Here is a 22,685-nt window from a genome sequence, read left to right as displayed (position 1 = left end):
AACAAATGTGGGAGCTGGCAAGCCAGCTCCCACAGTTTGATCCGGTTCCTTCAGGTGGAACCGGGTTATTTGCCGGGCGTCAGGGTCAGCCGGGCCTTCCCATACACCTTCTCGAAGTTCTGCGGCTGCATCGGGAAGCTCAGGTATTGCGCCTTGAGCGATGGGTCGATGCCATTCGCATAGTTCGGGCTGGCCGGGTTGCCGGACTGGCCGATGCCACCCTGGCCCATCATCGGTTCCACCTGGCCGAAGTCAACGATCATGCGCAGCGCCGGCACCTGGGTGGTGGTGAAGTCCTGGCCCCAGCGGTAGGGCGCCGGGTTCAAGGTGTTGTGGTCACCACCGGAAGCCAGTGGGCCGCGAATCACTTGGCCATTGGTGTTTTTCCAGGTGGTGGTGTGCAGTTTGCCCCACTGCCAAGCCTTGTGATCGGCACCCAACTGGCTGTCGCCCGCGCTGATCGCGGCGGCCAGGCTGCGGGCCAGGATCGCGGGTTTGTCTTCCTTCTGCGGGGTGCGCACGTCATCCCAGAACGGGCTGTCTTCACGGCCCAGCAAATGGTCGGCCTGGGCGGCGTAGGACAGGCCGGCGTTGCTCACAAACGCCTTCCAACTGGCGCTGTTTTCCGGGCCGAGCTCGTCGAGGAAGATCTGTTTGGTGCTTTCCTGCAGGAACAGTTCGTAGAGCGCGGCGTCGGCGGACGTGGACACCAGCCGACCATCGAAGGCCATCAGGCGACCCAGCGCTTCACGTGCCTTGGCCTGTTCGCCAGCAGGCAGTGCATCAATGGCCTGTTTCAGCGGCTGGGCCATGCCCGGTGCCTGGAACAGGGTCTTGAGCTTGGCGGCGAACAGGGTGGTCTGGTCGTACTGCATGGCGATCATGCTACGGCTGTCATGCTTGCCGGCATTGGCCAATTGCGCCAGGCGCTCGCTGCGCTCCGGGGCATCCCATGAGTTGGACAACTGCATGCCGTAACCACGGGGCGCGGTGCGCTGGTTGGCGGTGCCGATCCAACCTTGGGCCGGGTCCTGGTCGTAGGGGTGCAGCATGGCGTCGGCGTAACCATCCCAGTCGAAGCGCGTGTCCCAGCCGGGCGACGGCAGCAGGCCTTCGCCTTCGCGGCGGTTGGGGAAGCGGCCGGTGACCTGCCAGCCAATGTTGCTGGCGTCGGCGAAGACCATGTTCAGTGCGATGGCGCGGATTTCCCGCGTCGCGTCCGAGGCCTTGCCGGCGTTTTGCGCGCGGGACAGGTCGAAGAACGCATCAAGGCTCTTGTCGTCCTTGAAGTCGGCGGTTTGCAAGGCCAGGCCGAGGCCCGTGGTCAGCGCCTGGCTGCTGTTGAGCAGGGCGCCGTGGCGGGTCTCGTACACCACCTCGCGAATCGAGCGCTGGCCTTTGACGAAGAAGGTTTCATTGCGCACGCCCGCCGGTAGCCATTTGCCGTTGTTCTCGTAGTACAACGCGCTGCCCTGGCGTTTGACCTTTTCCAGGAACAGGTCCTGGGTGTCGCCCTTGACCGTGCTCATGCTCCACGCGACTTTGCCGTTGAAGCCGGACAACAGGGTCGGCAAACCGGCAATCGATGCGCCCACGGCCTGGTACTTCGGCGCGCGGATCTGCACGTAGCTCCAGGGGGATGGCGCTTGCGGCTGGGCGGCGAGGTCGCTTGCCAGCAAGCTTTTGCCGCTGCGGCTGCGTTGCGGACCGATCGCCCAGTTACTGGATGTCGTCACTGCCAGCGAGTTGAGGCTGCTCAGTTGCTGGCCGACCGCGTCCAACCCGGCGAGACCGGTCACCTGGCCCAGGTTCACGCCCTTGAGTTTCTCGGCCTCGGCCAGCGGGATCGCCTCATCCGGAGCGCTTGGGGTCAGCCAGGCGAGTTTGTCGACACCGATTTTCTGCGCCAGCACCAGCGACGAAATTTCTTCCTGCAGGTTTGCCGACTCGCTGAAGTTGAGCAGGCAGAACAGCAGCGCCGAATCCTCCGGCTTCCAGTATTCGGGCTTGTAGCCGGCCTGGGCCAGGTCTGGCGGCAGCTTGTCGCGGTAGCGGAACAGGTAGGCGTTGACGCCGCGGGCATACACTTCAAAGAAGCGCTTGAGGCGCGGTGACGACGCGTTGTAGAGCTCGCCGGCGCTTTTCTTCAGGTTGACCGCACGCATGAACCGGTCGACGTCCAGCACCTCGGGGCCGGACATCTCCGCCAGGCGACCCTGGGCCAGCAGGCGCAGGGTGACCATTTGGGTAATGCGGTCGCTGGCGTGCACGTAACCAAGGCTGAACAGCGCGTCATGGAAGGTGTTGCTTTCGATCAGCGGCATGCCCTGGGCATTGCGGCGTACCGATACGTTCTGCGCCAAGCCTTTGATCGGCTGTACGCCGGCGACAGGGGGCAGGGTGTCCTGGGTGCTCTGGAGCTGGCAACCGGCCAGGCTTAATGCACTGGCCACTGCCGCGGCAACGCCGAACCGGGGAATAAAATGTGAGAGGGCTGGCGAGGCCATGGCAAAGCTCCTGCGGGGGGTAGCGTCAGTAAAGGCGCTACGTTAGTGAGCGCGGCGAAACGACGCAAGCAGGAGTTTGGGTCAAGCGTCAGATCTTGAGTCTTGCGCAAATCAAAGTGGGGGCGAGCAAGCCCGCGCCCACATGTTGAGCGAGTACGACTGCAACTCAGGGCTTTGGCGGGTTCACTTTCTGCACCAGTTCATACGCCCGGACGGTTGCCGGCCGCTCCTTGATGCTGTTGAACCAACGATGCACATGTGGGAAGTCTTCCAGGCGCTGGCTCTGCCACTTGTGGGAAACAATCCATGGGTAGATCGCCATGTCGGCAATGCTGTAGTCCTCACCCGCCACGAACGCACGGTCCGCCAGGCGTCGGTCGAGCACCCCGTAAAGGCGAGCGGTTTCATCCACGTAGCGCTTGATCGCGTAAGGGATTTTCTCCGGCGCGAACTGGCTGAAGTGGTGATTCTGGCCGGCCATGGGGCCAAGGCCGCCCATTTGCCAGAACAGCCATTGCAGCGCTTCCTGGCGACCGCGCAGGTCTTTTGGAATGAACTGGCCAGTTTTTTCCGCGAGGTACAACAGGATGGCGCCGGATTCAAACAGCGAAATCGGCGCGCCGCCGTCGGCCGGGTGTTGATCGACGATGGCCGGAATGCGGTTGTTGGGAGCGATCTTCAGGAAGTCAGGCTTGAACTGTTCGCCCTGGCCGATATTGATCGGGTGCACCTTATAGGGCAGGCCGGCTTCTTCCAGGAACAGCGATACTTTGTGACCGTTGGGGGTCGTCCAGTAATACAGGTCAATCATCGAGTGCTCCAACGCTGTGGATTGGGAAGGTACACGCTACAAGTATCAAGCGGTAAGTTACAAGCGCTCTACCTTGCGGCTGGAAGCTTGCCACTGCGCTTGAACTGCGTTGTCCACCCACACCTGCACCAACCGCTGCGAGCATCGCTCGATGCACACCTGCACCTGGGCAAACCACCGGTAGGCGCCGGCAAGCCGGCGCCTAGGGGCTCAGGGCATCAAGCCCCGTGGCACTTCTTGAATTTCTTCTCGCTGCCGCATGGGCAAGGGTCGTTGCGGCCAACATCCTTCAAGGCGTTGCGCACCGGCTCCTGGTGGGCGTGGCCGCAGTTCGGGCCGTGGACATGGCCGTGGTCGTGATCGTGATGATCGTGATCGTGGTTGCAGTCAGGACCATGGACATGGGGTTGCTGAGTCATCGATGTCGCTCCGGAATAAAATCGCCGGGGATTATCTCGCCATTGTGATTCACCTGCACGTCATAACCGATGAATAATCCGGTTTTCAGCTCACCTTCCAGGCGATAAGGCACGGGCCGGTCGGGTTTTTTCAACATCTGCACCACATCACGGATCTGCGGCCAAAGGTTGGTGCGCACCGAGACCCGGAAAAACTTATGGCTGCGTGGCGGTACGGTCAGCCATTCGTCGGACTCGCCCTCGGTCAGCACGAAGGTGCCCAGGGTGACCTTGTAGATCAGGCCGCGCACGGTCAGGTCGGCGTCGTCGCGGTTGTCAACGCGAAAGTACAGCTTGAACTTCTGCTCCAGCAGCTTGGCGCGCACCACTTCGACTTTCACCAGTGAGACGTGAGGCGGCGGCGAATCGTCTTCGAACCACGACGCGCAACCGGTGAGGCCAAGGGTTAACGCCAGCATCAAGCTGTACATCCGGAGCATGGCGTGAGTCCTGTGGTGGTTAGAGGTAGCTGGAACAACACTTCTTGAATTTCTGCCCACTGCCGCACAGGCACGCATCATTGCGCCCGGCCTTCACTTCCACCGTCGGGTCGATGAAGTACCAGCGTCCGTCATTCTGTACGAAAGAGGACTGCTCACGGTGGCTATGTTCACCCGTGCTGTCATGCCAGCGCGCGGTGAAGGTCACGAACGCGTGTTCCGGCTGGCCGCCGAACACCTCGGAGGCTTCCACCTCAAGACCCAGCCAGGTGCTCTGCGCACTCCAGGCGGCAATGGCGTTACGGTCCAGGCCGGCCTGTTGGGCGGGCAGGGTGGTGGCGACCAGGTAGTCCACCAGCCCCAGTACGTAGGCGCTGTAGCGCGAGCGCATTAATGCGGTGGCGCAGGGAGCCGGATGCCCGGCGTGATAATGACCGCAGCAGGCATCCAGCAGGTTGCCACTGCCGCAGGGGCAAATGGATGTACTCATCGGGTTACCACCAATACTTTCCGAAGTTTTCCGGATTGGCCCAGAAGCGGGCGTTGAGCCAGTCCGGCACCTGTTTATAGTCAAGCAGATCGTAGGTAAACAGCGTCAGAACCTGCTCGTCACGCTGGAAACGCTCGCCGGCCTGCAGGGCCAGGGAGAAGAAATCGGTGTCCTTCCAGCCGCAGGCGCCCAGGTCCACCAGCACCGCGATACGGCTGGCGTTGAGGTTGCGGATGCCGCCAAGCAGGGTCAGTCCTTGCGGTTTTGACAGATGCTCCAGGCAGTCGACTGCCAGTGCCAGGTCGAAACGCTGCGCCGCCAACTCCGCCGGCAGCGGGCCAGGTGGCGCGAGGGCGACCTGGGTGTCGGGGTGCGCCGCTTGAAAAGCCTCCAGCGCCGGGAACTGGCTGGCGCCCAACAGCAACAGGCGTTTGGGCTGGTGCAAGTCGAGCAAGGCGGCCAGGGCTTGCTGGGGTGTACGGGCAGAAATACCGGCAGTCATCAGAGATCCTCACATCAGGACCGTAGAGACTAGCGCGGCTGAGCGTGCGGGCCTAGAGCGGGTGGCCGTGAAATGTCCGGTAAGCGCGGCGATCCTCAATGAATACAGGGGCGCGGCGAAGTGGCGCAGATGAAAAGAGCCGTCTTTACTCCACCCGTCGGCCCCCGCCGATCCCCTCAGGAGAAATCAGATGAGCATCATGCGGACAGCTCTACCCTTGGTTCTGCTAACCGGAGTATTGACAGGTTGCGCAGGCTTGCAAAAAACCGATTGGCCCACCTGCGCCGCGCTTGGCGGTGTGACGGGTGCGGCGATCGGTGCCACTGAAAGCTCGGCCTATGCAGGCTATGGCGCGTTGCTGGTCGGCGGCATGGCCGGTGCCTATTGCTGGGTGAACGGCGATGGCGACGAGGATGGCGATGGCGTGCCGGACAGCCGCGACAAGTGCCCTGGCACGCCCAAAGGTGTGCAGGTCGATGCCAATGGCTGCCCACCCGCACCGCCTGCGGCCGTGGTAGAGGAGGTCGTGGTGGTCAAGGAGGAGACCATCGTGATCCGCGATGTGCACTTCCAGTTCGATTCGGCCCAGTTGACGGCCGCAGATAAAACCAAGCTCGATACCATCGCCACTCGCTTGAAACAGGAAGCACCGACCGCCCAGCTGCGGGTCAGTGGCCACACCGACAGCGTTGGCAAAGACGCCTACAATCAGAGGCTCTCGGAAAAACGCGCCCATTCGGTCACCGATTACCTGATCGGCGCCGGCGTGCCGCGCAGCAGCTTTGTGTCTGTGACCGGTGCGGGCGAAAGCCATCCCGTGGCCGACAACAAAACCGCTGATGGCCGTGCCTTGAACCGCCGTACAGAAATCCAGATCAACCGCTGAGGGCCCTTGCCCCTGTGGGAGAACCACAGGGGCATTGCTGCCAATCCTCCCCCTTTATTAACTTTTTTGATCCTTCACTGGCAAAGCGCCTGTGGAAGTCGTTACTGTGCGTCCAAAGAAAAACTAGACCTACTTTTTGAAGGCATTCAGGGGAGCTCCATGATGCGTAAGGTTTTACTGTTGGCCCTGTTGGTCAGCCCCGTTGCCCTGGCCCAGAGCGTCAGTGTTGAAACCAATTCGCTGATGCGCCTGCCCAGCAGCACCAGCGTGTTGCAACTGGAGCGCCTGGACGTGGCGGACTACGGCACCTTGCTGATTCCGGCAACCATCAGCCAGGTCACCGTGGATGAGCTGCATCTGGGCCGTGACGCCCGTATCGCCATCGTGCCCGGCAGCACCGCGTTGCAATTGCAGGTGCGTCACGCGCAGTTGGACCACGGCAGTCAAATCACCTCGCGCGGCGCTCCCGGCACCCACGAAAAACCGGCCAAGGCCGGACGCGACCTGACCTTGCGCATCAACTCGCTGGCAGCGGAAGAACTGTCGGTGGACGCCCGTGGCGGCGCCGGCGCCCAAGGCTATGCCGGGCTGGATGGCGCCAACGGCGAGGATCCGGGTTGCACCTGGGGCGCGGCCGGTCGCGGCGCCAATGGCGATAACGGCGGCGATGGCTTGCCCGGCGCGTCAGGTGCACAGGTGCGGATCGAGTTGCCGCAGGACTTCCCGGCTCAGCAGATCAAAGTCTGGGTGGAGGGTGGTGCCGGCGGTTTGGCGGGCACGGCGGGCAAGCCTGGTAAAGGCGGACAATCGAAGGGTTGCCTGGTGTACCGCGCCGACGGTGGCGAAAAAGGCCGCCCAGGGTTGGAAGGGCAGCCGGGGCCGGCTGGTCCTGCGGGTACCGTAACTATCCAGCGGCTCTAAAAAGCCGCGGTTTCGAGCCGCGAGCTTCACGCTGCAAGTCAAAGGCTTGTAGCTTGAAGCTCGAAACGTGCGACTGTAATCAAAACATCGGCCGCGCCGAAGCAATCGACACCACCACCAGCCCCACGATCAGATTGATCCCCACCAACCTGCGAATCTGCCCCAGAACCGCAGCCCCTGCTGGCCAATCCTGCGCCGCCACCGCCTTGCGCAGCTCCGGGAACTTCAACGCCTGGATGCGGATAAACAGCGCCGTCATCACCAGATACAAACCCATCATCACCTGCACATAACGCGGCGCCGTCTCAAACCCGTTGAAGCGCAATTGCAGCAGGCCAATGCCGCTTATCGGCAAAACGGCCACCGCCACCCACACCCATACGAAAAAACGTTGAAACACATTCGTCCATAGCGTGAGCCGGGCGGGGCCTTCAAGTGCCGCCACAGCGGCGGGGCGCAGGATCATCCAGGCGAAAAACATACCGCCGACCCAAATCAGGGCGGCCACTACATGCAGGGTGTAAGCGAGGCTAAACGCGGTCATTGTGGTACTCCGTTCTGCGCGGGATTAATTAGCGGGGTATGATAGCGGCCGATCCGAACCACTGAAAATTTATCCAGCGTTTTTTGCGCCCGACTATCCATGATCAGCACTGAACTCAAAACCACGATCCAGGGCGCCTATTCGCGTTTTCTCGAAGCCAAGAGCTTGAAACCGCGCTACGGCCAACGCCTGATGATCGCCGAAGTGGCCAAGGTCCTCGGGGATATCGACACCGACGACGAAGGCCGCCGCGAGGGTGAGCCCGCGGTCGTGGCCGTCGAGGCCGGCACCGGTACCGGCAAGACCGTGGCCTACAGCCTGGCCGCGATCCCCACCGCCAAGGCCGCCGGCAAGCGCCTGGTGATCGCCACCGCCACGGTCGCCCTGCAGGAGCAGATTGTCTACAAAGACTTGCCTGACCTGATGCGCAACAGCGGCCTGAACTTCACCTTCGCCCTGGCCAAGGGCCGTGGGCGCTACATGTGCCTGTCCAAGCTCGATGTACTGCTTCAGGAAGGTCACGCGCAAACCGCGACTGCCCAACTGTTCGAAGAAGAAGGCTTCAAGATCGAGGTCGATGAGGCCAGCCAGAAGCTGTTCACCAGCATGATCGAGAAGCTGGCCGGCAATAAATGGGACGGTGACCGCGACAGCTGGCCTACCGCCCTGGAAGACGCCGACTGGGCGCGCTTGACCACCGATCACAGCCAGTGCACCAACCGCCATTGCCCCAACTTCGGCCAGTGCGCCTTCTACAAGGCCCGCGAAGGCATGGGCAAGGTCGATGTGATCGTCACCAACCACGACATGGTCCTGGCCGACCTGGCCCTGGGCGGCGGTGCGGTATTGCCTGACCCCCGCGACACCCTCTACGTGTTCGACGAAGGTCATCACCTGCCGGACAAGGCCATCGGCCACTTTGCCCACTACACGCGCCTGCGCTCCACCGCCGACTGGCTGGAAACCACCGCGAAGAACCTCACCAAGTTGTTGGCCCAGCATCCGCTGCCCGGTGACCTGGGCAAGCTGATCGAACAAGTGCCGGAGCTGGCACGGGAGATCAAGACCCAGCAGCAATTCATGTTCAGCGCCTGCGAGCAGGTGGCCGACTTCAAGCCCGGCGAAGATGTCGAGGGCCGCGAGCGGCCACGTCACCGTTTCGTCGGCGGGTTGATCCCAGAACATATGCGTGAAATGGGCATCGAACTGAAGAAAGGCTTTTCGCGCCTGACCGACCTGTTCACCCGCCTCACCGATCTGCTCAAGGAGGGCATGGATGGCGAGGTCAACATTGGTATCGCCAGCAACCAGGCCGAGGAATGGTACCCGCTGTTTGGCAGCCTGTTGTCGCGTTCCCAGGGCAACTGGGAGTTGTGGACCGCCTTCACCGTCGAAGACCCGGAAGACAACCCGCCGATGGCACGCTGGCTGACCCTGTCGGAAAGCGGTGCGCTGTTCGATATCGAGGTCAACGCCAGCCCGATCCTTGCCGCAGAAATGCTGCGCCGCAACCTGTGGAACGTCGCCTACGGCTGCCTGGTGACCTCGGCGACATTGACCGCCCTGGGCACCTTCGATCGGTTCCGCATGCGCGCCGGCCTGCCGAAAAAGGCCGTCACGGCAGTGGTGCCGAGCCCGTTCCATCACGCCGACGCGGGTGTGCTGCGGGTGCCTGACCTCAAGGCTGACCCTCGGGATGCAGCCGCCCACACGGCCGCGATCATCCGTGACCTGCCGGACCTGGTAGAAGGCTCGCGCGGCACGTTGGTGCTGTTCTCGTCACGCAAGCAGATGCAGGACGTGTTCGACGGCCTCGACCGTGACTGGCGCAAGCAGGTGTTTATCCAGGGCAACCTGTCCAAGCAGGAAACCTTGAACAAACACAAGGCGCGCGTGGATGGCGGCGATTCCAGCGTACTGTTCGGCCTGGCGAGCTTTGCCGAAGGTGTGGACTTGCCCGGCGCCTATTGCGAGCACGTGGTGATCGCCAAGATTCCGTTCTCGGTGCCGGACGATCCGGTCGAGGCGGCCTTGGCCGAGTGGATCGAGGCGCGCGGCGGTAACCCGTTCATGGAGATCTCGGTGCCGGATGCTTCCCTGAAGCTGGTCCAGGCCTGCGGTCGCTTGCTGCGTACCGAAGAGGACCGGGGCACCATCACCTTGCTCGACCGCCGTTTGGTCACCCAGCGCTACGGCAAGGCTATCCTCAATGCCTTACCGCCGTTCAGGCGCGAAATTTCTTAAGCCACCGTGGGCGAATGCGCCCACTTCGTGGTCTATCTCAATTATGTCATCAGGCCATTCATCGGCCGTCTGGGAGAACCTTGTTCGTATGATTCGCACGCTGCCCGCCCTTTTTGCCTTGCTGTTCGCCGCGCCGTTGATGGCCGCGCCCGCCGGGCAACAGACCTTGTTCAACTTCGTTCGGCCTGCCGATGTGGTCAAGGTGGCGACCCAGGACGCCAGCCTGCCGCAATACAACGCCGAACAAACGCCCGAAGGCGAGGTGTTGCGCCGCATTACCTTCAACCCGGCTGCCGAACCGAGCCTGGTACTCAGCCCGCAAACCGGTGCCTGGGACTGGTCTCAATCGGGGGCCATGAGCTTGCGCATCCAGAGTGCAATGGACTGGGCGCTCACGCTTTACGTCAAGGTGCAGAGCAGTGATGGGCGTACCTTGGTCAGCCGCGTCGATCTACCCGCCGGTCCGGCCCAGACCCTGCTGGTGCCGCTGCAGGCCAACTCGCCGCTGAGCCAGGGCATGAAGGCCGGCCCGCCGATGCCGATCACCGTGGACGGCCAGCGCGTATTGCTCGCCAGCAGCGCGGGTGAGGTCGACCGCAGCCAGGTGGTCTCGGTGACCCTGTCGATGATCAAGCCCAACGCTGCGCAAAGCATCCTGCTGGAGCGCTTTGGCGTGCAGGACAGCGAACCGGTGCTGAAGGCCGCCTACAGCGAACTGGTGGATGCCTACGGTCAATCCACCCGAGCGCGCTGGCCGGAAAAAGTCAGCAGCGACGAGCAGCTCAAGGCCGCCGCTGCCAAGGAACAACAGCAACTCCAGGGCTGGCTGGCCACGCGGGATAAATCCGCGCTGGACCAGTACGGTGGCTGGAACAAAGGCCCTGCCTTCCACGCCAGCGGGTTTTTCCGCACCGAGAAGCGCGACGGGCGCTGGTACCTGGTGACGCCGGAGGGGCACCCGTTCTACTCCCTGGGCGTCAATACCGTGGCCCCGGACAACACCCAGACTTATGTGGCCGGCCGCGAGTGGATGTTCGCAGCGCTGCCCAAGGGCGGCGAACCCTTCGACAAGTACTACGGCAGCAGCGACAACCGCACCGGCAACGGTGCCGGCGAAGGGCGCAGCTTTGCTGCCGGACGCTGGTATGACTTTTACGGCGCCAACCTGCAACGCACGTACGGTGGTGAGGGCTTCGACCAGAAACGCTGGGTCACCCACACTCTGGACCGCCTGCAAGCCTGGGGTTTCAATACCGTCGGCAACTGGAGTGACGAAGCCCTGGCCAACGCCGACCGAGTGCCATACACCCTGCCATTGTCGATTGTCGGCGACTACGCCAGCATCAGCACCGGCACCGACTGGTGGGGCGGCATGCCCGACCCGTTTGACCCGCGCTTCGCCATGGCCACCGAGCGTGCCGTGGCCATTGCTGCCCGCGATCATCGGGATGACCCGTGGTTGATCGGCTTCTTTGCCGACAACGAACTGGCTTGGGCCGGCCCCGGCGATGAGCCTAAATCCCGCTACGCGTTGGCATACGGCACGTTGAGGATGACCACCGATGTGCCGGCCAAGCGCGCCTTCCTCAAGCAGCTGCGCGACAAGTACCGCAACGAGGAAGGCCTGTCGAAAGCTTGGGGCATCGAATTGAAGGGCTGGGAGCTGATGGAAGACCCGGGTTTCGAACCGCCGATGCCGAGCCCCGAGCACCCTGAAATCGAAGCTGATTTCAAATACTTCCAGAAGACCTTCGCGGATGCCTATTTCAAGACCCTCTCCGACTCGCTTAAATGGCACGCGCCCAACCAACTGCTGCTGGGCGGGCGCTATGCGGTCAGCACGCCGGAAGCCGTGGCCTCCTGCGCCCAGTACTGCGATGTGTTGAGCTTTAACATGTACACCCTCAAACCCCAGGACGGTTACGACTTCGCCGCTTTGCGTGCGCTGGACAAACCGGTGCTGATCACCGAATTCAACTTCGGCTCGGCTGACCGCGGGCCGTTCTGGGGGGGCGTGACGCAGTTGGCCAAGGAAGAAGACCGCGGCGCGGCCTACGGTAATTTCCTCAAGCAGGCCATGACCGAGCCGTCGATTGTCGGCGTGCACTGGTTCCAGTACCTGGACCAGCCGGTGACCGGGCGTTTGCTGGACGGTGAGAATGGTCACTTTGGGCTGGTGGGCGTCACCGACGTACCGTTCCAGGGGTTTGTCGAAAGCGTGCGCAAAAGCAACCTGGCGGCGGTCGAGCAACTGGGCAAGGAAGCTGAAAAGGCCAAGGCGGCAGGCAGCGTGCGTGAAAGCGAAGGGGGCAGGGACGGGCATGAGGGTAAAGGCCCGGGGCAGGGCGCCGGGCATGCGGGTGGCCACTCTGGGAATGGTCATTGATTGAGTGCTGACGGGTTCACAAAACCCATCAGGGCTGGAACAATGTCGGCCACTTTTTTGATGTTTTCGAGGGCGCTCAGGTGCAGATTCAGGGTCATTACGAACTCCAGTTCGAAGCGGTACGTGAAGCCTTCGCCGCATTGTTCGATGACCCTCAGGAGCGTGGTGCCGGGCTCTGCATCCAGATCGGCGGTGAAACCGTCGTCGACGTGTGGGCCGGTACCGCCGACAAGGACGGTGCCGAGGCTTGGCACAGCGACACCATCGTCAATCTGTTCTCCTGCACCAAGACCTTCACCGCCGTCGCGGCCCTGCAACTGGTGGCCGAAGGCAAATTAGAACTCGATGCACCGGTCGCCCGCTACTGGCCGGAATTTGCCGCAGCCGGGAAAGAAACCATCACGCTGCGCCAGTTGCTCTGCCACCAGGCCGGGTTGCCGGCGATCCGCGAGATGCTGCCCACCGAGGCCCTCTACGACTGGCAACTGATGGTCGATACCCTGGCGGCCGAAGCCCCGTGGTGGACGCCGGGCCAAGGCCATGGCTACGAGGCGATCACTTATGGTTGGCTGGTCGGTGAATTGCTGCGTCGCGCCGATGGGCGCGGGCCGGGAGAGTCCATCGTGGCGCGGGTCGCACGGCCATTGGGGCTGGACTTTCATGTCGGCCTGGCGGATGAAGAGTTTTATCGCGTCGCGCATATAGCGCGCAGCAAAGGCACTATGGGCGACGAAGCCGCACAACGTTTACTGCAAGTAATGATGCGTGAACCGGCGGCCATGACGACGCGTGCATTTGCCAACCCACCGTCAATTCTGACCAGCACTAATAAACCTGAATGGCGCCGTATGCAGCAGCCAGCGGCAAATGGTCACGGTAATGCGCGCAGCCTGGCGGGTTTTTATAGCGGGTTGTTGGACGGTAGTTTGCTCGAAGCCGACATGCTTGAACAATTGACCCGCGAACACAGTATCGGGCCGGATAAAACATTATTGACGCAAACCCGTTTTGGCCTGGGCTGCATGTTGGACCAGCCGCAGGTGCCCAACGCTACCTTTGGCCTTGGCCCGCGTGCTTTCGGGCATCCCGGTGCCGGCGGCTCGGTGGGGTTTGCCGACCCTGAGCATGATGTAGCATTTGGTTTCGTGACTAATACATTGGGGCCTTATGTACTTATGGACCCACGGGCACAGAAGTTGGTCGGAATATTGGCCGGTTGTCTGTAAACCCCTTGCTGTTTCACGTTTTTTTGTTACAAAGGCAACTATAAGAAGGCGCTGAACGAAATGATGTAACTTTAATGTTCTGTAAGCGTCTGTTTAACGGGTCACCCAGACCCCCGTTTCTTTTCTCATTTTGTGGATATCTCATGTTATCGAACAAGTCCTTGGCACTGGCGCTATGCCTCACTATTACTGGCTGCGCACAAACTCCACAAAATGATGCCGAGGGCGGGCATTGGTGGTCATTTGGATCTGATAAGGCCGCGACCAAGGACGCAGTGACCCAAACCGATGCCAAGCCGGATGCCAAACCGGCTGCCAAACCGGCTGCCGGCGCCAAGCCTGCCGCGCCGGTAGCTGCAGCTGCTGCTCCGGCTCCAGCCGCCAAGGCTGACACCGGCTCCAGCTGGTGGCCATTCTCCTCCAAGACCGCCGACGAGAAGGCTGCCGATGCCAAGGCCGACCTGAAAGCCGACCTCAAGGCTGCGGAGCCAGCGCCAGCGCCAGCGGTTGCGAAAAGCGACACCGAAACCCACTGGTGGTGGCCGTTCGAAAGCAAACCCAAGCCATTGGCCAAGGTCGACGTGACCAACGTGCCGATGCCTGATCCGAAAATCACCCAGGCTTGGCTCGACGACTACGAGCCACGCCTGCGCGCCGCCATCAAGGACAGCAACCTGCAACTTGAGCGTCGTGACAACGTGCTTGTTGTGATTGCTCCGGTCGACGGCTCCTACAACCCGAAACGCCCGGCGATGTTGCTGCCGGTCACCCTCGGTCCATTCACCCGTGTGGCCAAGGCCGTTGAAGCCGACCCTAAGACCGCCGTACTGGTACTGGGCCACGTCGATGCCACTGGCACCGCCCCAGCCAGCCAGGCGTTGACCAAGGAGCGCGCGCAATCCATCGCCTCGATCTTCAGTCTCAGCGGTTTGAAGCAGGACCGCCTGATGCTGCGCGGCATGGGCGACCTGATGCCTCGTGCGGCCAACGACAGCAACCAGGGCCGTGCCCTGAACCGTCGTATGGAAATCATGTTCACCCAGCGCACCACCATGTTGGCACTGCTGAGCAAGTATCAATCGGGCAAGACCCCGCCCGCCGCTGAAATGGTAGCGGTGCAGAACGTTCCGGCCCCGGCCCCGGCCGCCAAGGCGCCGGCTAAAAAGGCGCCAGCCGCGAAAAAAGCTGCTGCCAAGCCAGCGGCTAAAAAAGCCCCGGCCAAGCCCGCTGCGAAAAAGCCGGCGCCAGCCAAAGCCAAGGCTGCTGCACCAGCCAACGACCAGGCAAAAAACTGATCCGCTGAACCAGAAGGATAAAGCCGCATGACCCAGGCACTGGCCGATATGCGCCGTGACTACACACGGGATGGTTTGAGCGAGGCCCAGGCCCCGGGCGAACCGTTTGCCTTGTTCCACCAGTGGTTTGCTGACGCGGTGAAAACCGAGCAGCCACCGGTGGAGGCCAATGCCATGACTTTGGCCACGGTCGACCAGGAGGGGCGGCCACATTGCCGCATCCTGTTGCTCAAGGGCCTGGACGCGCAGGGCTTTACCTTCTTCACCAATTATCAGAGTGCCAAGGGCCAACAGCTTGCGGCGCGACCCTTCGCGGCCATGACGTTCTTCTGGCCGACCCTGGAGCGCCAGGTGCGCATCGAGGGACGGGTGGTCAAGGTCACGCCTGAGGAATCGGACGCTTACTTCCAGGTCCGCCCGCTCGGCAGCCGCCTCGGTGCCTGGGCCTCTGCGCAAAGCCAAGTCATTCGTGACCGCGAAGAGTTGCAGGAACTGCTCAAGGCCACCGAGCAACGCTTCAGCGATACCCAACCCGACTGCCCGGAGCATTGGGGGGGCTACCGCCTGCTGCCCGAGCGTATCGAGTTCTGGCAAGGCCGCGCCAGCCGCCTGCATGACCGCCTGAACTATCGCCTGCAAGACGCCCAGTGGACGCGCGAGCGTCTGGCACCTTGAGCTGCACCTTTCGTCACTTCGCCTGAATGTTGTCCGTCACCCCGAAGTCTCTATTGAAGAGACTTCGGGCGTGTACTGCTGCGCCGCACGCGTCAACCAATGCGGCAAATCGGATCGTTTGATTTTCAACGTGCCAGCCCGCTCCAACGCGTTGAGCATGAAGGCGCGCTTGTGTTGATCATCGCCTGCCAGGGACAACGCCAAGTCACGATCCATCCAGCGCCTGATGCGCACGTATAACCAGGCGTGGAAATACAGGCCGGCAAGGGTTGTGACTACAATGATGAAGTAATCCATGAAGGTCCTGGCTACAAGAGAAGTGCTACCGTTCGTCGAGTTTTCTGGTGCGGGCAGTCTGTACTAAGGCTGAATGAAAGCAATTTTCTGCCGGGCTTGCCGTGACAGGCGTCAAGCCGCAGCGTTTAATGAACACCTGTCCTTTGGAGTTGATGCTATGCGTAAGTCCGTTTTACTGGTTGCCTGCTTTACCACCCTGTCGTTGCTGTTGGGTGGCTGCGCCTCGAGTCTGACCGGCGACTCGTACTCCCGTGACGAAGCGCGTCGTGTGCAGACCGTGCGCATGGGTACCATCGAATCCCTGCGTCCGGTGAAAATCGAAGGTACCAAGACCCCTATTGGCGGCGCTGCTGGTGCAGTCATCGGTGGCGTTGGTGGCAGCGCCATTGGCGGCGGCCGTGGCAGCATCGTGACCGCTGTGATCGGCGCCGTCGCTGGCGGCCTGCTGGGTTCGGCCACCGAAGAAGGCCTGACCCGTACACAGGGTGTTGAAATCACCGTGCGCGAAGACGACGGCAGCATGCGTGCCTACGTGCAGGCCGTGCAGGAGAATGAGATCTTCCGCATCGGCGACCGCGTACGCATCATGACCGTGGATGGTACCAGCCGCGTTACTCGCTAAACGCCAGCGTTGTAAACACAAAACCCCAACCGGGTGACCGGTTGGGGTTTTTGGTTTCAGGGGCGGGCGTCTAGCCGGTTGCGGGCGGTTACATACAAAAACGCAGGCCATAAAAAACGCCTTAGTCGGGCGGTTTTTATTGCGGACCTGATTTTACGCTCGGCTCGCATACTCATAGGACGCGGTGACAGAATCCGAAGGGGTTGAGCTTCAGGGCGTTCGATCAATTGGAGACAGGTATGTTCTGCCCACTCGCCATTCGTGTCATCAAGCCCAATTGAGATCAAGCCTCCGCTGACATCTGATGTTGCTAGATAGCGTACTGCTTCATCGTGTTCCAGTGATTCACAGGCGCCAGACGTCGGTATCCACCGGTGCCATTCCCTTAACATCGCCAAACTGGGTATACGTCCTTTTTATTTGCCATTGTGCCCTCCTGGCATGTTGCATAACGGCGTCCGGTATAAAAGCCGGAAGACGACGTTAGGCCAAGCCAGGAAGGGGGATGTAGGGGGCGTCTGAGAAGGGGAGATATGCTGGGTGAACGGGGAAATCAGACGCCGGCTTGAAATGGCCGGCGCCTGCAAATAAGGTCAGATTTTCTTACGACTCGCCATCGCCGTCACCGCATAACCGATGCACGCCGCGAGTATCGACCCCGTCAGGATTCCCATCCGGTCCTCACCCGCAAACTCACTGGCACCCGGTACGAACGCCAGGGAACCGACAAACAGGCTCATGGTGAAGCCGATGCCGCACAGGATCGCCACGCCAAACACCTGGCCCCAGTTCGCGCCACCAGGCAGGGCCGCAAGGCCGGTCTTGATGGCCAGCCAGGTAAGGCCGAACACGCCGACGGTCTTGCCTATCAACAAGCCGGCGGCGATGCCCATAGGCACGTGGTGAGTGAAGCTTTCCAGGCTGACGCCGGTCAGGGACACACCGGCGTTGGCGAAGGCGAACAGCGGCAGGATGCCGTAGGCCACCCATGGGTGCAGGGCATGTTCCAGCGTAAGCAACGGTGATGGCTCGGCGTTCTTGGTGCGCAGCGGGATGCAGAATGCCAATGTCACACCGGCGAGGGTGGCATGGACGCCGCTCTTGAGTACGCACACCCACAGGATCAGCCCGACGATCAGGTAGGGCCCGAGCTTGATCACGCCCAGGCGGTTCATCGCGATCAAGGCAACCAGGCAGGCACCCGCGCCTGCGAGGGCAGCACCGGACAGGTCGGAGGAATAGAACACGGCGATCACGATGATCGCCCCCAGGTCGTCAATGATTGCCAGGGTCATCAGGAACAGTTTCAGCGACACCGGCACGCGCTTGCCCAGCAAGGCCAGCACGCCCAGGGCGAAGGCAATGTCGGTGGCCATCGGGATCGCCCAGCCAGAAAGCGCGGCGGGGTAGTCCTTGTTGATCGCCCAGTAGATCAGCGCCGGCACCACCATGCCGCCAATGGCTGCCGCACCCGGCAGTACCACTTGCGAGGGCTTGGACAGATGACCGTCGAGCAACTCGCGCTTGACCTCAAGGCCGATCAGCAGGAAGAACAGGGCCATCAGGCCATCATTGATCCACAGCAGGGCAGGCTTGGCGATTTTCAACGCGCCTATCTGCGCCACGACCGGTACATCGAGAAACGCGCTGTACAGGTGCGACAGCGGTGAATTGTTGATGATCAACGCCAGTGCGGCAGCCGCGATCAACAACAGACCGCTGGCGGCTTCCAGCTGGAAGAAACGGGTGAAAGTGCTACGCAGAGGCAAGGGATGCTCTCCAATCCAGGTTCAATAGGTGCGTACCCTAACCCGTACCGTTAGTTGTTAAAACAAAAGTTATATTCTTATTTGTTATAAGCAACCGTTAGGTATCGCGTTGCACCCAAGCCTAGCAATTGTGTGTCCGATTGAGTCGGTACTGTATCTGTGTAGCGTGTAGGAAACCCCCTAAAATCAGGGCTTAGACCTTGCAGAGAAACCCTCCATGAGCGACCACCGTCCCTGGGCCCGCGAAGCCATTCGTATCATTGAAGCAGACTTCCAGCGCAGCGCCGACACGCATCTGATCCCCTTGCCGCTGCCGGGTTTGCCGGGTATCGAGTTGTACTTCAAGGATGAGTCCAGCCACCCCACCGGCAGCCTCAAGCACCGGCTCGCCCGTTCGCTGTTCCTGTACGCACTGTGCAACGGCTGGCTTAAGCCGGGCGCGCCGGTGATCGAAGCGTCCAGCGGTTCGACGGCGATTTCCGAAGCCTACTTTGCACGTCTGCTTGGCCTGCCATTTGTTGCGGTGATGCCGGCCACCACTTCGCAGGAAAAAATCGCGCAGATCGCCTTCTACGGGGGCAAGAGCCACCTGGTACAGGACCCGACGCAGATCTACGCCGAATCCGAACGCCTGGCGCGAGAAAGCGGCGGTCACTTCATGGACCAGTTCACTTACGCCGAGCGCGCCACCGATTGGCGGGCGAACAACAACATTGCCGAATCGATCTTCCAGCAGATGCGCTTCGAGCAGCATCCCGAACCGAGCTGGTTGATCTCCAGCCCCGGCACTGGCGGCACCACCGCGACCCTTGGTCGTTACGTGCGTTACCGTCAGCATTGCACCCGCGTGTTGTGTGCCGATGCCGAGCGTTCGGTGTTCTTTGACTTCTATCAGAGTGGCGATGCGAGCTTGCGCCTGGACTGCGGTTCGCGCATCGAAGGCATTGGCCGGCCACGGGTCGAGGCGTCGTTTTTGCCGAGGGTGATTGATGCGATGGTCAAGGTGCCGGATGCGCTCTCGCTGGCGGCCATGCATTATCTGGCCCAGCGGCTGGGGCGACGGGTCGGTGGCTCCAGCGGGACCAACCTGATTGGCGCCCTGGTGGCGGCGCAGCAGATGAAAGCGGCGGGGGAGTCGGGCTCGATCGTGGCGATCTTGTGTGATGGAGGCGAGCGCTACGTCACAACCTATTACGATCAGGCGTGGCTCAAGGCCCAGGGCTATGAATTGGACGGGCTGATCGCGGCCGTTGCCGCCAGTGTCGAAGGGGGTGAGCCGTTGCCGGACACCGTCTTGCGCGCAAACATCTGACTACAACACGTAGTACCCAATGTGGGAGCGGGCTTGCTCGCGAACGCTGAGTGTCAGTCAACAGATTCATCGACTGAGCCAGCGCTTTCGCGAGCAAGCCCGCTCCCCCATTCCAGACTGCGCTGTGTCAGGTTGGCAGGCCCAACATATCCCGCGCCAACGCCTCGGCAATCCGAATCCCATCCACACCCGCGGACAGAATCCCGCCCGCGTAACCTGCGCCTTCACCGGCGGGGAACAAGCCTTTCACATTCAAGCTCTGCATCGACTCGTTGCGGGTAATCCGCAGCGGCGATGAGGTGCGTGTCTCGATACCGGTCAGTACCGCGTCGTGCAGCGAATAGCCCTTGATCTGCTTCTCGAAGGCCGGCAGTGCTTCACGGATCGCTTCAATGGCGAAGTCCGGCAAGGCCAGGGCCAAGTCACCCAGGGATACGCCGGGCTTGTAGGACGGTTCTACACTGCCGATCGCCGTGGACGGCTTGCCAGCGATGAAATCACCCACCAACTGCGCAGGCGCCTCGTAATTGCTGCCGCCTAGGATGTAGGCGTGGGACTCCAGGCGTTCCTGCAACTCGATACCCGCCAGCGGGCCGCCTGGGTAGTCCACCTCAGGCGTGATGCCGACCACGATGCCGGAGTTGGCGTTGCGCTCGTTGCGTGAGTATTGGCTCATGCCGTTGGTGACCACGCGGTTTGGCTCGGACGTCGCCGCGACCACGGTGCCGCCTGGGCACATGCAGAAGCTGTAGACCGAGCGGCCGTTCTTGGCGTGGTGCACCAGCTTGTAGTCGGCGGCGCCGAGTTTCGGGTGCCCTGCGTATTTGCCCAGGCGCGCGGCGTCGATCAGCGATTGCGGGTGCTCGATACGGAAACCCACGGAGAATGGCTTGGCCTCCATGTATACGCCGCGCCCGTGGAGCATGCGGAAGGTGTCGCGGGCGCTGTGGCCCAGGGCCAGGATCACGTGTTTAGAGAGGATCTGCTCGCCATCGTTGACGACCACACCGTTCAACTGGCCGTCTTCGATCAGCACGTCGGTTACCCGTTGCTCGAAGCGCACTTCACCGCCCAGGGCGATGATCTGTTCGCGCATGTTTTCCACCACGCCGGTCAGGCGGAAGGTGCCGATGTGCGGTTTGCTGACGTAGAGGATTTCTTCCGGCGCGCCGGCCTTGACGAACTCGTGCAGGACTTTGCGGCCGTGGAATTTCGGATCCTTGATCTGGCTGTACAGCTTGCCGTCGGAAAAGGTCCCGGCACCGCCTTCACCGAACTGCACGTTGGACTCGGGGTTGAGCACGTTTTTTCGCCACAGGCCCCACGTGTCCTTGGTGCGCTGGCGCACTTCCTTGCCGCGCTCGAGGATGATCGGCTTGAAGCCCATTTGCGCGAGCAGCAGCCCTGCGAAGATCCCGCACGGGCCAAAGCCGACCACGATCGGGCGTTCTGTCAGGTCTTGCGGCGCCTGGCCTACGACTTTATAGCTGACATCCGGCGCCGGGTTGACGTTGCGGTCATCGGCGAACTTGAGCAGCAGGGCGGCTTCACCCTTGACGTTCAAGTCGATGGTGTAGATGAAGCACAGCTCCGAGGATTTCTTGCGCGCATCGTAGCTGCGTTTGAACAGGGTGAAATCGAGCAGGTCATCACTGGCGATGCCCAGGCGCTGCACGATGGCAGGCCGCAGGTCTTCTTCGGGATGGTCGATGGGCAGCTTGAGTTCGGTGATTCGTAACATGACGGGATCCGGTAGGCGGCGGGCAGAGAGGCCGGCTGTTTTGCAAACCGGCGATTATAAGCCCCAATGGCCGTTTCCCGTCATGTTAAAACAACGCAGGATGGCGTCAGTCGTCGCGCGAACCGCCAAATGCTGCGCAACCCCGTTGCACCTGGCCATTGACGCGCAACTCGGCGGTCATGTGCTGCAGGCTGCCGCTGACCGGGTCGACGCAACGCTGCGGGGCGACCCACAGTTCGACGTGCTGGTTGTTGGCTTCGGTCATCAGGTTGAAGCGCCCGTCACCGATTTGCTCTTCCACATACGGCACCGCCAGGGGGGGCTGGCCTTCGCGTTCCAGCACCATGCCCTTGGCCGTGACGTTCATCGCCCAGGCCGGCTTGTGGCCGTTGGCGCGCAGGATCATGCGCTTGAAGTCCGGGTCGTTGCAGGCCGAGGTCGAGCGCTCGACGCGATAGAGTTGTTGCAGGTCCACGCTGCCCTGGGTGCCTTTAGCCACGCCGGAGAACTGGCCGCGCAGGTCGGCAAACAGTGCACCCTGCTGGCCGGCCAGGGAGGCCGCCTCCTGCAGGATGCTGGTGCCACCGGTGTCGTTGACCACGTAGTTGCGCTTGTCGTTGCACGGCTGGAACAGCAGTTTGCCGCCGACCGCCGTGAGTTCGCCCTGCATGCGGGTCAGCCCGGCGAGAGAGGGCTTGGCCGGCTCGCGGTCGAACATCTGGCAGGCGGCGAACAGGGGGAACAAGGCAAACAGAGCAAGGGTATGGGCGGCGCGCATTATCGGTCTCCAGACAAGTGCCGCCACGTTACGCAGGCCTGCGCTGCATCACAACCCCGCTCGCCAGCTTCAGGCAATTCTGACAGCCGAACCTGTTCAGCCAACGATAAAGGTCTGACCGGTTTGCAAGCCTTCCACGCTCTTCGCGTAGGCCAGCGCTACGTCGGCGCCTGGAGCCGGTTTGTAGCCACGGAAGTAAGGCGCATAGCTGTCCATGGCTTCCACCAGGACGGTCGGGCTGACAGCGTTGACGCGCAAACCGCGCGGCAATTCGATTGCCGCCGCTTTGACAAAGGCGTCAATGGCGCCGTTGACCAGCGCAGCCGAGGCGCCGGTGCGGATCGGGTCGCGGTTAAGAATGCCGCTGGTGAAGGTGAACGAAGCGCCATCGTTGGCGTAGTCGCGGCCGATCAGCAGCAGGTTGACCTGGCCCATCAGCTTGTTACGCAGGCCGAGTTCGAAGTCGGCTTCGCTCATTTCCGGCAGGGCCACGAAGTTGACGCTGCCCGCTGCGCAGATCAGCGCGTCGAAGTTGCCGGTTTGTTCGAACAGCGTGCGGATCGAAGCGCTGTCGCTGATATCCACCTGGAAGTCGCCGCCGCTGCGGCCGATGCTGATCACTTCGTGACGCTGAGCGAGTTGCGCCTTGACTGCCGAGCCGATGGTACCGCTGGCGCCAATCAATAGGATTTTCATGGTGCTGTTCCTCCAGGGGGTAAGTGAGGGTTCAGTCTAGAGTGGCTTTTTGGGTGGATAAACGCGCTAATAGGCAACCTTTGGT

21 protein-coding genes are annotated in these 22,685 nt (G+C 61.8%); 9 read left to right on the top strand and 12 right to left on the bottom strand.

The genetic code is table 11. The features are described from left to right. Positions 1-65: 65 nt before the first annotated feature. From CQ002_RS03775 to CQ002_RS03750, 6 genes are all read right to left on the bottom strand, one after another. On the bottom strand, positions 66-2,507 hold the full coding sequence (locus CQ002_RS03775) for a penicillin acylase family protein (RefSeq protein WP_105161755.1): 2,442 nt from the start codon (positions 2,505-2,507) through the stop codon (positions 66-68). Positions 2,508-2,673: 166 nt separating this feature from the next. After that, positions 2,674-3,318: a glutathione S-transferase N-terminal domain-containing protein gene (locus CQ002_RS03770; RefSeq protein WP_105161756.1), complete on the bottom strand. Its 645-nt coding sequence runs from the start codon at positions 3,316-3,318 to the stop codon at positions 2,674-2,676. 218 nt (positions 3,319-3,536) lie between these two features. Continuing rightward, a complete protein-coding gene (locus CQ002_RS03765) occupies positions 3,537-3,737 on the bottom strand; it encodes an SEC-C metal-binding domain-containing protein (RefSeq protein ID WP_003189235.1) in 201 nt (66 codons plus the stop codon). Continuing rightward, the gene (locus CQ002_RS03760) at positions 3,734-4,216 is read right to left on the bottom strand and encodes an LEA type 2 family protein (RefSeq protein WP_069022169.1); all 483 of its coding nucleotides are present in this window, start codon (positions 4,214-4,216) and stop codon (positions 3,734-3,736) included. Before CQ002_RS03760 ends, CQ002_RS03765 begins: the two co-directional genes overlap by 4 nt. Positions 4,217-4,235: 19 nt before the next feature. Further along, complete coding sequence (locus CQ002_RS03755) at positions 4,236-4,706, bottom strand: YchJ family protein (RefSeq protein ID WP_034103904.1); 471 nt, start codon at positions 4,704-4,706, stop codon at positions 4,236-4,238. A gap of 4 nt (positions 4,707-4,710) precedes the next feature. Next, a complete protein-coding gene (locus tag CQ002_RS03750; protein WP_034103906.1) occupies positions 4,711-5,208 on the bottom strand; it encodes a DUF6231 family protein in 498 nt (165 codons plus the stop codon). Between the two features lie 190 nt (positions 5,209-5,398). Here CQ002_RS03750 and CQ002_RS03745 point away from each other — a divergent pair, with 190 nt between their 5' ends. Together CQ002_RS03745 and CQ002_RS03740 are read left to right on the top strand one after the other, a co-directional pair. Further along, positions 5,399-6,094, top strand: a complete 696-nt coding sequence (locus CQ002_RS03745) for an OmpA family protein (protein WP_034103909.1) — start codon at positions 5,399-5,401, stop codon at positions 6,092-6,094. 162 nt (positions 6,095-6,256) lie between these two features. After that, on the top strand, positions 6,257-7,015 hold the full coding sequence (locus CQ002_RS03740) for a hypothetical protein (RefSeq protein ID WP_034103911.1): 759 nt from the start codon (positions 6,257-6,259) through the stop codon (positions 7,013-7,015). Positions 7,016-7,094: 79 nt separating this feature from the next. Here the strand turns inward: CQ002_RS03740 and CQ002_RS03735 are convergent, their stop codons facing one another. Further along, entirely contained in the window at positions 7,095-7,559 is a 465-nt protein-coding gene (locus CQ002_RS03735) for a CopD family protein (RefSeq protein ID WP_069022171.1), read from the bottom strand. 99 nt (positions 7,560-7,658) lie between these two features. Here CQ002_RS03735 and dinG point away from each other — a divergent pair, with 99 nt between their 5' ends. The 5 genes from dinG to pdxH all read left to right on the top strand — a co-directional run bounded on the left by dinG (position 7,659) and on the right by pdxH (position 15,385). Continuing rightward, positions 7,659-9,803 carry an ATP-dependent DNA helicase DinG gene (gene dinG, locus CQ002_RS03730; protein ID WP_034103915.1) on the top strand — a complete coding sequence of 715 codons (2,145 nt, stop codon included), beginning with the start codon at positions 7,659-7,661 and terminating at the stop codon, positions 9,801-9,803. Between the two features lie 88 nt (positions 9,804-9,891). Then, the gene (locus tag CQ002_RS03725; RefSeq protein WP_105161757.1) at positions 9,892-12,189 is read left to right on the top strand and encodes a beta-galactosidase; all 2,298 of its coding nucleotides are present in this window, start codon (positions 9,892-9,894) and stop codon (positions 12,187-12,189) included. Between the two features lie 80 nt (positions 12,190-12,269). Then, complete coding sequence (locus CQ002_RS03720) at positions 12,270-13,415, top strand: serine hydrolase domain-containing protein (protein ID WP_098465917.1); 1,146 nt, start codon at positions 12,270-12,272, stop codon at positions 13,413-13,415. A gap of 143 nt (positions 13,416-13,558) precedes the next feature. Further along, entirely contained in the window at positions 13,559-14,710 is a 1,152-nt protein-coding gene (locus tag CQ002_RS03715; RefSeq protein ID WP_105161758.1) for an OmpA family protein, read from the top strand. A 27-nt stretch (positions 14,711-14,737) separates the two neighbouring features. After that, a complete protein-coding gene (pdxH, locus tag CQ002_RS03710) occupies positions 14,738-15,385 on the top strand; it encodes a pyridoxamine 5'-phosphate oxidase (protein ID WP_034103922.1) in 648 nt (215 codons plus the stop codon). Between the two features lie 36 nt (positions 15,386-15,421). Here pdxH and CQ002_RS03705 read toward each other — a convergent pair whose 3' ends face one another. Further along, on the bottom strand, positions 15,422-15,682 hold the full coding sequence (locus CQ002_RS03705) for a hypothetical protein (protein WP_105161759.1): 261 nt from the start codon (positions 15,680-15,682) through the stop codon (positions 15,422-15,424). A gap of 157 nt (positions 15,683-15,839) precedes the next feature. On the opposite strand from CQ002_RS03705, the gene CQ002_RS03700 reads away from it, so the two are divergent. Then, on the top strand, positions 15,840-16,304 hold the full coding sequence (locus CQ002_RS03700; protein WP_003189251.1) for a glycine zipper 2TM domain-containing protein: 465 nt from the start codon (positions 15,840-15,842) through the stop codon (positions 16,302-16,304). 593 nt (positions 16,305-16,897) lie between these two features. Here the strand turns inward: CQ002_RS03700 and nhaA are convergent. After that, positions 16,898-18,073, bottom strand: coding sequence for a Na+/H+ antiporter NhaA (gene nhaA / locus CQ002_RS03695; RefSeq protein WP_069022181.1), 1,176 nt, complete (start codon positions 18,071-18,073; stop codon positions 16,898-16,900). Positions 18,074-18,290: 217 nt separating this feature from the next. Here nhaA and CQ002_RS03690 point away from each other — a divergent pair, with 217 nt between their 5' ends. Continuing rightward, positions 18,291-19,385: a PLP-dependent cysteine synthase family protein gene (locus CQ002_RS03690; RefSeq protein ID WP_034103927.1), complete on the top strand. Its 1,095-nt coding sequence runs from the start codon at positions 18,291-18,293 to the stop codon at positions 19,383-19,385. Between the two features lie 127 nt (positions 19,386-19,512). Here the strand turns inward: CQ002_RS03690 and CQ002_RS03685 are convergent, their stop codons facing one another. From CQ002_RS03685 to CQ002_RS03675, 3 genes are all read right to left on the bottom strand, one after another. Beyond that, the gene (locus CQ002_RS03685; RefSeq protein ID WP_034103928.1) at positions 19,513-21,126 is read right to left on the bottom strand and encodes an NAD(P)/FAD-dependent oxidoreductase; all 1,614 of its coding nucleotides are present in this window, start codon (positions 21,124-21,126) and stop codon (positions 19,513-19,515) included. 106 nt (positions 21,127-21,232) lie between these two features. Then, the gene (locus tag CQ002_RS03680; protein ID WP_105161760.1) at positions 21,233-21,904 is read right to left on the bottom strand and encodes a COG3650 family protein; all 672 of its coding nucleotides are present in this window, start codon (positions 21,902-21,904) and stop codon (positions 21,233-21,235) included. A gap of 96 nt (positions 21,905-22,000) precedes the next feature. Next, positions 22,001-22,600 carry a short chain dehydrogenase gene (locus tag CQ002_RS03675; RefSeq protein WP_105161761.1) on the bottom strand — a complete coding sequence of 200 codons (600 nt, stop codon included), beginning with the start codon at positions 22,598-22,600 and terminating at the stop codon, positions 22,001-22,003. Between the last annotated feature and the right edge of the window lie 85 nt (positions 22,601-22,685).

It is taken from the genome of Pseudomonas sp. MYb13, assembly GCF_002980075.1.
Lineage (GTDB): Bacteria > Pseudomonadota > Gammaproteobacteria > Pseudomonadales > Pseudomonadaceae > Aquipseudomonas > Aquipseudomonas lurida.
Note: the sequence above shows the minus strand (reverse complement) of the source record. Positions and strands in the feature narration are given on the sequence as shown.

Coding starts and splice junctions, on each gene's coding strand:
- CQ002_RS03775 (WP_105161755.1), bottom strand. CDS start 2,507: ATGGCCTCGCCAGCCCTCTCACATTTTATTCCCCGGTTCGGCGTTGCC.
- CQ002_RS03770 (WP_105161756.1), bottom strand. CDS start 3,318: ATGATTGACCTGTATTACTGGACGACCCCCAACGGTCACAAAGTATCG.
- CQ002_RS03765 (WP_003189235.1), bottom strand. CDS start 3,737: ATGACTCAGCAACCCCATGTCCATGGTCCTGACTGCAACCACGATCAC.
- CQ002_RS03760 (WP_069022169.1), bottom strand. CDS start 4,216: ATGCTCCGGATGTACAGCTTGATGCTGGCGTTAACCCTTGGCCTCACC.
- CQ002_RS03755 (WP_034103904.1), bottom strand. CDS start 4,706: ATGAGTACATCCATTTGCCCCTGCGGCAGTGGCAACCTGCTGGATGCC.
- CQ002_RS03750 (WP_034103906.1), bottom strand. CDS start 5,208: ATGACTGCCGGTATTTCTGCCCGTACACCCCAGCAAGCCCTGGCCGCC.
- CQ002_RS03745 (WP_034103909.1), top strand. CDS start 5,399: ATGAGCATCATGCGGACAGCTCTACCCTTGGTTCTGCTAACCGGAGTA.
- CQ002_RS03740 (WP_034103911.1), top strand. CDS start 6,257: ATGCGTAAGGTTTTACTGTTGGCCCTGTTGGTCAGCCCCGTTGCCCTG.
- CQ002_RS03735 (WP_069022171.1), bottom strand. CDS start 7,559: ATGACCGCGTTTAGCCTCGCTTACACCCTGCATGTAGTGGCCGCCCTG.
- dinG (WP_034103915.1), top strand. CDS start 7,659: ATGATCAGCACTGAACTCAAAACCACGATCCAGGGCGCCTATTCGCGT.
- CQ002_RS03725 (WP_105161757.1), top strand. CDS start 9,892: ATGATTCGCACGCTGCCCGCCCTTTTTGCCTTGCTGTTCGCCGCGCCG.
- CQ002_RS03715 (WP_105161758.1), top strand. CDS start 13,559: ATGTTATCGAACAAGTCCTTGGCACTGGCGCTATGCCTCACTATTACT.
- pdxH (WP_034103922.1), top strand. CDS start 14,738: ATGACCCAGGCACTGGCCGATATGCGCCGTGACTACACACGGGATGGT.
- CQ002_RS03705 (WP_105161759.1), bottom strand. CDS start 15,682: ATGGATTACTTCATCATTGTAGTCACAACCCTTGCCGGCCTGTATTTC.
- CQ002_RS03700 (WP_003189251.1), top strand. CDS start 15,840: ATGCGTAAGTCCGTTTTACTGGTTGCCTGCTTTACCACCCTGTCGTTG.
- CQ002_RS03690 (WP_034103927.1), top strand. CDS start 18,291: ATGAGCGACCACCGTCCCTGGGCCCGCGAAGCCATTCGTATCATTGAA.
- CQ002_RS03685 (WP_034103928.1), bottom strand. CDS start 21,126: ATGTTACGAATCACCGAACTCAAGCTGCCCATCGACCATCCCGAAGAA.
- CQ002_RS03680 (WP_105161760.1), bottom strand. CDS start 21,904: ATGCGCGCCGCCCATACCCTTGCTCTGTTTGCCTTGTTCCCCCTGTTC.
- CQ002_RS03675 (WP_105161761.1), bottom strand. CDS start 22,600: ATGAAAATCCTATTGATTGGCGCCAGCGGTACCATCGGCTCGGCAGTC.